Source organism: Nostoc linckia z4 (assembly GCF_002608075.1).
In the GTDB taxonomy this organism is placed as follows: domain Bacteria; phylum Cyanobacteriota; class Cyanobacteriia; order Cyanobacteriales; family Nostocaceae; genus Nostoc; species Nostoc linckia.
Genome location: NZ_LAHA01000079.1, coordinates 18434 through 30155, shown reverse-complemented (window position 1 = coordinate 30155; position 11722 = coordinate 18434). Strand labels below are relative to the sequence as shown.

The window sequence follows — 11722 nt, the reverse complement described above, 5'->3', positions numbered from 1 at the left end:
TCCCCTTTCCCCTTTAACCTTTCCCCTTTCCCCTTTCCCCTTTCCCCTTTCCCCTTTCCCCTTTCCCCTTTCCCCGACTTCTGCCACAAGTCTACTGCTTATCCGAACCCTATTGACAGCAACTAGGAATTAGTATTAGCTGCTGCCAGGGCGATGGCCATTGGTAAAATCCGATGTTCTTGAATTTGAATTCTGGCGTGCAGTGTTTCTGGCGTATCATCCGGTAGCACTGGTACTGCGGCTTGCATCAATATAGGGCCGCTGTCCATTTCTAAACAAGCAATATGCACAGTACAGCCAGTGATTTTTACCCCAGATGCCAAAGCTTGTTCTACAGCATTAATTCCCTTAAAACTAGGCAATAAACTTGGATGTATATTAATAATTTTGTTAGGAAAAGCATCAATAAATACTGATGTCAACAGTCGCATCCACCCCGCCAGAATCACCCATTCGACATCATGCTGCCGTAATGTCTGCACAATTTTCTCATCAAACTTTTTCCGGCTTTTATACTCGCGGTGATTCAGCAACACAGCTTCTATTCCGCGATTTGCTGCTTTGACTGCTGCTTTTGCTGTGGGGTTATTATAAATCAAAACTTGAATTTTGGCATTTAGTTGTCCGTTTTCAATCGCTTGGGCAACTACATCAAAATTGCTGCCATTTCCAGAAGCCATAACTCCCAGTTTCAAAGGAGTATCTTGTGGGCGGACATTGTTAACGCCGGGAGAAACCAAGCTAGGGGTAAAATCAGGGCAAAGCGTCATAACAGCAAAAAGGGAAAATTATAAATGCCAAAAACATATAGTAAGTCTTGGTTGGACAATGATACAGTAGCTGCTTGGATTTTTCTCACACCAGCACTGATTTTACTAGGTGTTTTTATCATTTGGCCCATAGCTTATTTGTTTTACCTGAGTTTCACCGCCGGCAGTTTCACCTCAAAGGGTATTTATTGGATAGGGTTAAAAAACTATTGGCGCTTGTTATTGAACTCTGACTTCTGGCAAGTTATTGGTAACACCATTTATTTTACTGTTGCCACCATTATTCCCAGTTTAATTATCCCCTTGGGATTAGCAGTGCTATTAAACCGCTCCTTAGCTTTGCGGGGAATCTTGCGGAGTGCTTATTTTTTACCTTCAATTATTTCTCTTGTAGCTGCTGGCTTAGGATTTCGCTGGCTGTTTCAAACAACGGGGCCAGTGAACGGACTGTTAGATTTTTTTGGTATTCCAGCCGTACCTTGGCTGGGAGATATATTTTGGGCAATGCCAGTACTAATTTTAATGAGTATTTGGAAACAAATCGGCTTCAATATGGTGGTATTTTTAGCTGGGTTGCAAGCAATTCCCCTTAGCCGTTATGAAGCAGCAGATTTAGATGGTGCTAATGCTTGGCAACAATTTTGGCATATTACATTACCCGGATTGCGTCCCACTGTTGTATTTGTCACAATTACCACTGCAATTTTTACATTGCGGAGTTTTGAACAAGTTTATGTCATCACTGGCGGCGGCCCCTTGAATTCCACTAATTTGCTGGTTTACTACATTTATCAAGAAGCCTTTGCTCAATTTGATTTTGGCTATGCCGCCGCCGCCGCAACGGTATTGTTAGCGGTGACTTTGGTACTGGTATATTTGCAGTTACAAACCTGGGGAGACGAGTAGAGGGGGTAGGGGGGTAGGGGAGAAAGAAGAGTATTATTATCTGAGTAAATTGGTTGACATCTCCTGTAGCGAAATGCGATCGCTTTTTTAATCGCTGCGACGTAGAGATACTTACAGAGTAATAATAACCCCACCAAAAAAGCGATCGCCACATTGGGAACACAGCAAAGTTTAGGGTAGATAACGATTCATCTTTATCCAATCTTGAGTTGAGCCGACATTCGGATTTTCACCTGGGTTATTTGTACCATATATTTGTCCTTGACGATTTATCCAATAGTAGTTGTAGTCTGTTGGTAACTCGACAATTGGATACCCGTAAGAATTTGTCCAAGTTGTTACATTGCCCAAGTTTTCACGAAACTGGAAGTTTTGACGGTCTATAGACTCACCTCGTTGGCGGGTTACCTCATCCCATGTCCGCCCAGACCATTCGCGGTATTCCCTCTGCCTCTGCCCTTCGGTAACCGAAATGTCTATGTTTTGCGCCATAATTCCTCGCATTCCGAAGGCTGCTCCATTTGTTGCCGAAACTTGACATGCTACCTGTGGCAACCATGAAGCATAATTAGCCCACTGCGATTGGTGGGATGCTGCACAAGTCATCACCATCGTACACAAGTTGTAGCTATATGCCACGCTGCACTTGGCTATCCCTTGACAAGGGATACCATTGTAGATGTATGTGCAATCAAACTCATAAGCAACCGAACATCCAGCAATCGGTTGAGCTTGGCGGGGCTGACCCAAAAGCAGTTGATAAGGCTGCATTGCTAAGAGCTTTTCATAAACGTACTGCCAAGGATTGTAGTTTACTGGCAGTCCAGAATTCCCTACCATAATCGTCAAAGCTGCATTATCTGGGGAAAATAAGACAACAGCAAATTGTCCATCCTCGACCACTCGCCAACCACTGGGTACTACATAGTTAAAATAATGTCCGTGCTGGATTGACAAAGAGCCAGGGGTTGAAGCCTGAGAGGAAAAAGGAGATTGATTATAGTTGTACATTTAGCTTTGTAGCAAACATTATTAATACTGGATACATCTTGAATATGGTAATTTACGCATTAAATCTCTTGCAAAAGTGCTTTTTGCACTCTTGTGAGAAAAGGGAAAAGGTTAAAGGGGAAAGGGAAAATATTAAAGGGAAATAGGACTTACGCAACGCCAATATTGTCATTGCGACCGTAACGGAGTGTAGGGAAGCAATCCCAGCGTCAGGGCGGATTACTTCGCTATCGCTCGTAATGACCCAATTACGTTATTTTTACGTAAGTCCTGGGAAAATACCAAACTTTTCCTCCTTTCACCTTCCCCTTTTCCCGACTTCTCTTAGAAGTATATTTATGGTTATTTCTGGAGATGTGTCAATCATGCCACCGCTATAAGCCAAAATTTTTATAGAAGACAACATAGGTAGAGTCAAAATGGACATTAAAAATGGCTTCGTTGGCGCTGTTGGTAACACACCTCTGATTCGTTTAAACAGCTTTAGTGAAGAAACAGGGTGCGAAATCCTTGGTAAAGCAGAATTTCTCAATCCTGGCGGTTCCGTCAAAGACCGGGCCGCACTTTACATTATTCAAGATGCAGAAGAAAAAGGTTTACTCAAACCCGGTGGTACGGTTGTCGAAGGAACTGCTGGTAATACTGGCATCGGACTAGCGCATATTTGCAACGCCAAAGGTTACAAATGTCTAATTGTTATCCCCGATACCCAATCACAAGAAAAAATAGACGCACTCACAGCCTTGGGAGCAGAAGTCCGTCGCGTCCCGGCTGTACCTTACAAAGACCCAAATAATTACGTCAAATTATCTGGTAGAATTGCCGCAGAATTAGAAAACGCCATTTGGGCAAATCAGTTTGATAATTTAGCCAACCGCCGCGCCCACTACGAAACCACAGGGCCAGAAATTTGGCAACAGACAGATGGTAAAATAGATGCATGGACAGCCGCAACTGGTACTGCTGGTACTTTTGCTGGTGTGGCCTTGTACTTAAAAGAACAAAATCCTGCCATTAAATGCGTCGTTGCCGACCCCTTGGGTAGTGGACTTTATAGTTATGTCAAAACCGGCGAAATCAAAATGGAAGGGAATTCCATCACTGAGGGCATCGGTAATGGTCGTGTTACAGCCAATATGGAAGGCGCACCTGCCGATGACGCTATCCAAATCGATGACAAAGAAGCTTTAAGAGTAGTTTACCAACTACTGAGAAAAGATGGTTTATTAATGGGCGGTTCGACGGGTATTAATGTTGGGGCTGCTGTTGCCTTAGCCAAGCAATTAGGCCCAGGACATACCATCGTCACCATATTATGTGACAGTGGTTCCCGGTATCAATCGCGGATATTCAACCATGAATGGTTAGCTGCAAAAGGGCTTTCTGTGGATTAGGGATGGGGGATGGGGAGTATGGGGGATGGGGAGTATGGGGGATGGGGAGCAGAGGAAGAAATGACTAATGACTAATGACTAATGACTAATGACTAATGACCAAGCTAAATGTGTGCGGGTTTGTCAAAATCGCACTTGTAAAAAGCAAGGCGCTATGAAAGTTTTGGCGGCTTTGATGGCTTTGCCAATTCCTGGGGTAATGGTAACAGGTAGCAGTTGTTTGGGACAATGTGGTAATGGGCCGATGGTGCTGGTATTACCTGATATGGTCTGGTATAGTGGCGTTCAGCCTGATGAAGTACCTTTACTGGTAAAACAGCATTTGTTAGGTGGCCAAAGAGTCAAACAAATGCTCTATCATCGATTTCATTCCTAAAAATCAAGTCTGCACTGTTGTTAATTGCCAATTTGAGATTTTAGATTGCTGATAACCTAACTTTAGCAAGCTATTAAACTTCTTTTAAGGCTCTAGCCCTACCCATTTATTGGTAGGGTCAATCCCAAATCTAAAATCCCAAATCAAAATCCTTTGACTTCAGTAATAACACTTGCAAAAAAGAATGTGATAGATACAAGTCTATAAACCCAGATGAAATTGAGCTTTTTTAATGCGTGAATTTTAAATTTTGAATTGATATGAGGCATTCGATGAATATCCAGCAACTGCGTCAATCCTTAAAACAGAAGTGGCTGAGTTACTACGAGCAAAATACTTCCTGGTTGGTTAAGATGCGAGTTTGGGCTACTTACGATGGTCTGCGGCGTCCTTCTTCTGGATTTATTTTGGCAACTTTGTCTGTTTTGGAACCGCAGTTTTATGAAATACTCGATTTTATCTCTGATTTAAGTAATAATCCTGATAAAATAGTCACGGCTTTGGGTCTTAACTTCAATCCCGATGAAGAGTTACGTCTAATAAAATCGGCAAAGCAAGTTGAAAGTGAGGCGTTAGAAGATGAATTTTCTCACGACAACAAAGTTGTTCCCTTGGTTTTAAATTCTACTAAAGAGGTAGCTGATTCTCCTGGTAAGACGCTAAACTCTGATTTACCACCTTTGCAGCAAACTTTAACATTATTAACAGATAATACTAAAGTAGCTGCTACACCACAATCTGGAACATCAGTGGCAGTTGTTACTAAAATTCCTGCGAATATATCCGTAAAAACGCTACATTCAGTGAAGCCAGATTCCAGTTTATTCAGGGAAGATAAACCAGTAAAATCATCGCTCCATCGCTCCTCCTCAACAGGAACGCTGACAGTTGTCTCTCAGGTCAACAGCAAAAGCAAAACTATGCCGTCTGTGGCATTGGGTACTCAAGTTTCTAGTCACAGCAAACCCATCAGATCCCTAGCAATTACTACTGAAATTTCTAGTAATGGTAAACCAGTGCGATCGCTAGAAATTATTACCGAAGTTCCTAAAGATACTCAGCATATAAATACACCATCACAACAAGTTCAAAGCAAAGTCGATATATTACGAAGCACCAATGCCCGTAGTGTAGCTTCTTGGGTAGATGAATTTTGCCAAGGTGTTAGATGCGATGGTTAATAGAGGGGAGTCGGGAAAATAAGTTGCTCAATTGGGATTGTTGACTGTTGACCGTTGACAGTCAACAGTCTTTTGTGGAATTTTTTTTACTAGGATTTACGCAAGAACTCTCTCAAACTCTTATAACTTCGTGCCCTTTGTGTCCTTTGCGGTTCGTTTATTCATACTTTTGCGTAAGTCCTATTTACTTGAAAGTCCCCTATTAACATGACAAAATATTTCTTGGGTAATATCATGTCCGCCTAATCGCTTATCAAAAAAAATTCCCCGTGTCTTTGCGTCAGTTTTAATGATAAGTCTTAATTCTATGGATACTCATGAGAAACGAATGGGATTTCTACTATTTCACCTGTGGTTTCTCCCACTTGAACTTTTAATCCCACACCACCAGCTTTAGTGCGGATGTAACCTAAGCCAAAATAACCATCAGGAGTTTCTGTATAACTAGTAAGTTTACCAACTTTTTCATCTCCCAGGGCGATCGCACTGCCAATTTCCGCAGCAGCGCTGAGTTTCACACCAAATAAGTGCTGTTTTACACCTTTATATGTGTTTAACCGAGCAATGGTTTCTTGTCCGATGTAGCAGCCTTTAGTAAAAGAAATTGTTTGCCACAAACCAGCTTCTAGGGGATTGTAATCATCGGTTAGTTCTGCGTCTGGGGCGGGGCGTCCTTGTAAAATTCGCAACACTTCCCAAGCGCGATCGCTCATTTCTACTGCTCCAGCTTCTAACAGTTTTTCCCACACTGTTGCTTTGTCAGTGTAGGGAAAAGTTAAAGTGTAACCGGGAATTCCTAAACCACTACCTACAGCAATACGCACTCCCTGAGCATTACCAATGGTGTATACTTGGTGACTTCCGTAAGGTTGACCAATAAGTTCGCCAATACCCAATTTTTCAATTACAGCGTCGCTTTGGGGGCCGATGAGGCTGAGAGTGTTGGTATATTGGGTGATATCAGATAATTCCACCTTATCGGCAAAGAAAATATATTTGTCCAACCATTCCATAAGAAACTGGCGGCGGTTAGGGGAAACCAGCAAAATCACCGCATCTTCTCTGACATAGGCGGTTACTAAATCAATTGTTCTGGCTGTGGAAGTGACGAAAACCGTATCACAACTTTGTCCTGGCTTGAGTGGGAGGAAATCATTAGTGCTTTGGTTGTGTAAAAAGCGGAGGCGGTCATCACCAGACACTTTGATGCGTCCCCAAGCGGTGCGATCGCAGATTGCAACTCCAACTCTAGCAGCTTGGATAGCAGCTGCATCTTGATTGTCAATTGTAGATGTTGGCATGATGACCAATTGCCCTGTTTCAATGTTGTCGCACTGCAAATCTTAGCAAATAAGGGTCTTTCAATGCCCCAATAATTACCCCACAATTTCCCGTCACCGCAGTAATTATATTTAATTTATTGTATTCAGTTACACTGAGCGAAGCAAAAGTGTAATATTAATGACTAATAACCACTGAGTTAATGACTAAGATGACTTGGCGACAATTCCTCTTATCCTAGAAATCTTTGAGTGAAATTTTTTGTATTTTTACTTCTTAAATTAACAAAAAATTAATTTTTTCTCAGTAAAAGTTTATAAAGAGTTTTATTTAAAAGTTTTTCCCATGTTTTTTTGAATTCTATATTTATTCTTAGCTGTTGCAATTTGGTAAAACAATCCTTTTGCTAAACAATTGCAGTCTTTTTACCTTGATTCTTGGCGTTTCTTTAAGTTTGGGAACAATCCATCTGGAGATAGATTAACTTAATATCTTCAATATTAGAAAATCCTAAGGAAACTATTATACGTATTAAATATTGTGCGATAATACGCAATTACTCTAGCTAAAAAAAGGGTAGTTCTAGCTCTATCAATTGCCATTTGCTTGATTGTAAGATCTGTCACTTGGAATGTGATGAACTCTAAGTTTTCTGAAAATATGATTGTTGGCGACAGTGAGATGGCGGTACTGATGCGATCGCTCGACTGGTCGCAAACGCCACTGGGGCCGATATCGGATTGGGCACAGAGCTTGAAAACCTCAATTAGCATTTTAATGAGTTCTTGCTACCCCATGTTCCTTTGGTGGGGGTGTGAGTATGCCAACCTTTATAATGATGCGTATCGTCCGATTCTTGGTACTAGCAAGCATCCTCAATTTTTAGGACAGTCAGCTAAAGACTGTTGGACAGAGGTGTGGGATGTGGTGGGGCCGCTGGCTGATAGCGTTCTGGCCACAGGTGAATCGACTTGGTGTGAGAATTTGCAGTTAATTATAGATCGTAATGGCTATCTAGAAGCAGCCTACTTCACCTTCTCCTTTAATCCTGCGCGTGATGAAACTGGCAAAATTGGCGGCATCTTTTGTGCTGTCATGGAAACTACAAAGCAGGTCATCGGAGAACGTCAGCTGCGGACGCTGCGAGAATTAAATACCAGTACAATAGAAGCCAAGACAGTTGAAGAAGCTTGTCACCTAGCCATAGCTACCTTGTCTGGCAATACTGACGATATTCCTTTTGCTTTGTTATACCTGGTAGAACCAGATGGCAGCCAAGCGCGTTTAGTTAGCACAACAACTAGTATTCAACTGGGAAGCATTGCTAGTCCTCAGCAAGTGAATTTAACTCAGGCTAATGATTTGTGGCATCTATCGCAAGTGAACCAAACCAGAGAAACTCAGTTGGTTGAGGATTTAAGGGTGCGTTTTGGTGAATTACCTGGAGGTGCTTGGCAGTCAGCTCATAGTGCCTTAGTAATGCCACTTACTAAATGCGGCCAAACACAGCAATTAGCTGGGTTACTAGTAGTTGGGATTAGTCCTTGGCAGTCATTGGATGACGAGTACCGAGGATTTTTCGATTTGGTTGCCAGCCATGTGACCACAGCGATGGCCAATACCAAAGCATACGAAGCACAACGCAAACGTGCCGAAGCCCTGGCAGAACTAGACCGAGTAAAAACCCTGTTTTTCAGTAACATCAGCCATGAGTTTCCCATCCCCTCAACACTCATGCTGAATCCAATGGAAGATTTGTTAGTCAACCCTTCAGACCAGAACCCGTGCAATGGCATTAGCCCAACTCACACGCTCACATCGACGGCAATGGCAGCCACACACTATGTTGAGGAACCCTGGCACTGCCTACCGGAAGTAGCAAGAGAACAAGGGAGGAGGAAAGCAGAGGGTAAGTCTTCTCCTGTACCCCTTTGCTCCTGTGCCCCCGATCTGACGGGGGTGGAAGCAACCTTGAAACTGGCACAACTGCCACGAGAAGCAACTCAGCAACAACAGACACTCCGCCTTGAAGCAGAAACAGCTAGGGAAGCTGTGGAAAGCATTTTATCGAGGATCGGCGATGGTTTTTTTACACTCGATGTCAACTGGCGCTTTACCTACGCCAACAATCGATTATGTGAAATGCTGGAAAAGCGGCGAGAAGAACTGCTCGGTTACAACAGTTGGGAATTATTTCCTGATGCAATTGAAACAGAGATTTACGTTCAATTTCATCAAGCAATGCGCGAACAAACGCCTCTCCAGTTTGAATATCTTTATTCGCCTTGGAATCGTTGGTTTAAGTATCGGGTTTATCCCTCGCCCAATGGACTGACAATTTTTGTACTTGAAGTAACCGATAGCAAATTAGCAGAAGCAGAAATTCAGACCCTCAATCAGACTCTTACCCACCGCATCCATGAGCTACAAGTCTTGTTCGATCTGCTACCTGTTGGAATTGCGATCGCTGAAGATGTCGAGTGTAAAAAGATTCGATATAATGCCTGCCTTTCGAGGATTCTTCCAGTTCCCGTTGATGCAAACGCTTCCCAATGGGCCCCTCTGGAACAACGTCCTGCTGATGGCATTTTCAAAAAGGGAGGGGAAGTAGCCCTTGAACAATTGCCGATGCAGTATGCTGCTATCCATAACACTGAGGTGAGAGAAAAAGTTTTAGATATCGTGCATCCCGATGGCAGCGTCATCAAACTCCTCTGTTATGCATCCCCTTTACACGACGATGGAGGCAGGGTCACAGCTGTAATAGGAGGATTTCTCAACATTACCGAGCGCATCCGCACCGAAGCAGCCCTACGCGAATCAGAAGAACAGTTCCGCCTATTCGTCACTGCTAGTTCAGACTTGGTGTATAAAATGAACGCAGATTGGAGCGAGATGCGTCACCTAGAAGGTAAAGATTTCCTTGCCAGCACCGAGAATCCAAGTTCTATATGGCTGGAAAGGTATATTCTCCCAGAGGATCGATCCCAGGTACTGGCGGTCATCCACGAAGCCATCCGCACTAAAAGCATCTTTGAGCTAGAACACCGAGTCATTAAATTGGATGGTACAGTGGGCTGGACATTCTCCCGTGCAATTCCGCTGCTGGATGCACAAAATGAAATCATAGAATGGTTTGGAACTACAAGTGAAGTAACCGATCGCAAACAAGCTGAAGTAGAACGAGAACAGCTTTTAGCAAGAGTGCAGTCAGCCAATGAAACGCTACAAAAGTTCATTGAACATACTCCAGTTGCAGTGGCAATGCTGGATCGAGAAATGCGTTATCTGTTTGCTAGTCAGCGTTGGATGCATGAATATGCTTCAGGCTACACCGATTTGAAAGGTTTATGCCATTATGAGGCGATCGGAGACATTCCCCAACGCTGGCGACTGGTTCATCAACGATGTCTAGCGGGAGCAACTGAGCGCTGTGAAGAGGATTATTTCCTGCGCCATGATGGTTCAGCCCAGTGGTTGCGTTGGGAAATTCTTCCTTGGTATGCCAGTGGTGGTGAGATTGGTGGGATCGTTATCTTTGTGGAGAACATTACTGAACGCAAGCAAGCAGCCCAAGAGCGTCAGATGTTACTAGAGCGCGAACAAACTGCAAGGGAACAAGCCGAAGCTGCCAATCGCATTAAAGATGAATTTTTGGCAGTATTATCCCACGAATTGCGATCGCCCTTGAACCCGATTCTTGGTTGGTCAAAGCTCCTACAAAATACCAAACTCGATGAGGCCAGAACAAAACAAGCTCTGGCAACCATTGAGCGCAATGCTAAACTCCAATCTGGACTGATTGAAGATTTACTTGATGTTTCTCGAATTATACGGGGCAAGCTCAGTCTAACCATTAGCCCAGTTAATCTAGCATCAACCATTCAAGGGGCGATGGAAACAGTGCGACTGGCGGCAGAAGCCAAGTCAATTGAGATACACACAAGGCTAGATCCCGAAATCGGGCTGGTTTTAGGCGACTTGACCCGCTTACAGCAAGTAGTGTGGAACTTGCTTTCCAATGCTGTAAAATTTACACCCAATGAGGGACGGGTAGAGGTGCAATTAGAAAAAATTGACCATTACGCTCAAATTACGGTTAGTGATAACGGCAAAGGCATTACTCCTGAGTTTTTACCCCATGTATTTGAGTATTTTCGCCAGGAAGATGGCACAACTACCCGCAAATTTGGAGGATTAGGACTGGGGTTAGCCATCGTCCGGCATTTGCTTGAACTCCACGGTGGAACCGTGCAAGCAGATAGCCCAGGAGACGGTTTAGGAGCGACCTTCACAGTCAGACTGCCTCTGATGCCGACTCAGCCAACAGTTAATCAAGTTGAATTATCAGAACTCTCCCTTGATTTGAAAGGTATCCAAGTTTTAGTAGTCGATGATGATACTGATACACGAGACTTGGTGAATTTTGTATTGCAACAGGCGGGGGCAAGGGTAATAGCCGTTTCTTGTGCTAGTGAAGCAATTACAATCCTCAGGCAATTCCATTGTGATGTTTTACTCAGCGACATTGGAATGCCGGAAACCGATGGCTACATGCTAATCCAGCAAGTAGAAGCATTGCTACCACAACAAGGACGGCAGATAAAAGCGATCGCTCTGACAGCCTATGCAGGAGACTTTAACCAACAAAAAGCTTTGGAAGCAGGATTTCAACGACACATCACTAAACCCATAGAACCACAACAATTGCTAAAAGAAATTGTTCAGCTATTAAGGCAAGGGACTGGATGATAAGTAGCTCAACCTAAAAAAACGTCATACGTAGATGTCAATAAATGTAGT

General features: G+C 43.3%; 8 protein-coding genes. 5 read left to right on the top strand and 3 right to left on the bottom strand.

Going from position 1 to position 11722, the window contains the following annotated elements:
• Window positions 1-122: 122 nt before the first annotated feature.
• Window positions 123-770, bottom strand: a complete 648-nt coding sequence (purN, locus tag VF06_RS34920; RefSeq protein ID WP_099072266.1) for a phosphoribosylglycinamide formyltransferase — start codon at window positions 768-770, stop codon at window positions 123-125.
• Window positions 771-794: 24 nt separating this feature from the next.
• Here purN and VF06_RS34915 point away from each other — a divergent pair, with 24 nt between their 5' ends.
• Window positions 795-1676 (top strand): carbohydrate ABC transporter permease, encoded by an 882-nt coding sequence (locus tag VF06_RS34915; protein WP_099072265.1) that lies wholly within the window; start codon window positions 795-797, stop codon window positions 1674-1676.
• A 171-nt stretch (window positions 1677-1847) separates the two neighbouring features.
• Here the strand turns inward: VF06_RS34915 and VF06_RS34910 are convergent, their stop codons facing one another.
• The gene (locus tag VF06_RS34910) at window positions 1848-2687 is read right to left on the bottom strand and encodes a hypothetical protein (RefSeq protein ID WP_099072264.1); all 840 of its coding nucleotides are present in this window, start codon (window positions 2685-2687) and stop codon (window positions 1848-1850) included.
• 419 nt (window positions 2688-3106) lie between these two features.
• Here VF06_RS34910 and VF06_RS34905 point away from each other — a divergent pair, with 419 nt between their 5' ends.
• From VF06_RS34905 to VF06_RS34895, 3 genes are all read left to right on the top strand, one after another.
• Window positions 3107-4081 (top strand): cysteine synthase A, encoded by a 975-nt coding sequence (locus VF06_RS34905; RefSeq protein WP_099072263.1) that lies wholly within the window; start codon window positions 3107-3109, stop codon window positions 4079-4081.
• Between the two features lie 88 nt (window positions 4082-4169).
• The gene (locus tag VF06_RS34900) at window positions 4170-4457 is read left to right on the top strand and encodes a (2Fe-2S) ferredoxin domain-containing protein (protein ID WP_099072262.1); all 288 of its coding nucleotides are present in this window, start codon (window positions 4170-4172) and stop codon (window positions 4455-4457) included.
• Between the two features lie 272 nt (window positions 4458-4729).
• Window positions 4730-5638, top strand: a complete 909-nt coding sequence (locus tag VF06_RS34895; RefSeq protein WP_099072261.1) for a DUF5331 domain-containing protein — start codon at window positions 4730-4732, stop codon at window positions 5636-5638.
• A gap of 305 nt (window positions 5639-5943) precedes the next feature.
• Here VF06_RS34895 and ygfZ read toward each other — a convergent pair whose 3' ends face one another.
• Window positions 5944-6939, bottom strand: coding sequence for a CAF17-like 4Fe-4S cluster assembly/insertion protein YgfZ (gene ygfZ, locus VF06_RS34890; protein WP_099072260.1), 996 nt, complete (start codon window positions 6937-6939; stop codon window positions 5944-5946).
• Window positions 6940-7555: 616 nt separating this feature from the next.
• On the opposite strand from ygfZ, the gene VF06_RS34885 reads away from it, so the two are divergent.
• The gene (locus tag VF06_RS34885; RefSeq protein ID WP_099072259.1) at window positions 7556-11671 is read left to right on the top strand and encodes a PAS domain-containing protein; all 4116 of its coding nucleotides are present in this window, start codon (window positions 7556-7558) and stop codon (window positions 11669-11671) included.
• Window positions 11672-11722: the final 51 nt, after the last annotated feature.

Bases quoted from the DNA above. Each gene is read 5' to 3' on its own strand.
- purN (WP_099072266.1), bottom strand. From the start codon at position 770: ATGACGCTTTGCCCTGATTTTACCCCTAGCTTGGTTTCTCCCGGCGTT.
- VF06_RS34915 (WP_099072265.1), top strand. From the start codon at position 795: ATGCCAAAAACATATAGTAAGTCTTGGTTGGACAATGATACAGTAGCT.
- VF06_RS34910 (WP_099072264.1), bottom strand. From the start codon at position 2,687: ATGTACAACTATAATCAATCTCCTTTTTCCTCTCAGGCTTCAACCCCT.
- VF06_RS34905 (WP_099072263.1), top strand. From the start codon at position 3,107: ATGGACATTAAAAATGGCTTCGTTGGCGCTGTTGGTAACACACCTCTG.
- VF06_RS34900 (WP_099072262.1), top strand. From the start codon at position 4,170: ATGACTAATGACCAAGCTAAATGTGTGCGGGTTTGTCAAAATCGCACT.
- VF06_RS34895 (WP_099072261.1), top strand. From the start codon at position 4,730: ATGAATATCCAGCAACTGCGTCAATCCTTAAAACAGAAGTGGCTGAGT.
- ygfZ (WP_099072260.1), bottom strand. From the start codon at position 6,939: ATGCCAACATCTACAATTGACAATCAAGATGCAGCTGCTATCCAAGCT.
- VF06_RS34885 (WP_099072259.1), top strand. From the start codon at position 7,556: ATGAACTCTAAGTTTTCTGAAAATATGATTGTTGGCGACAGTGAGATG.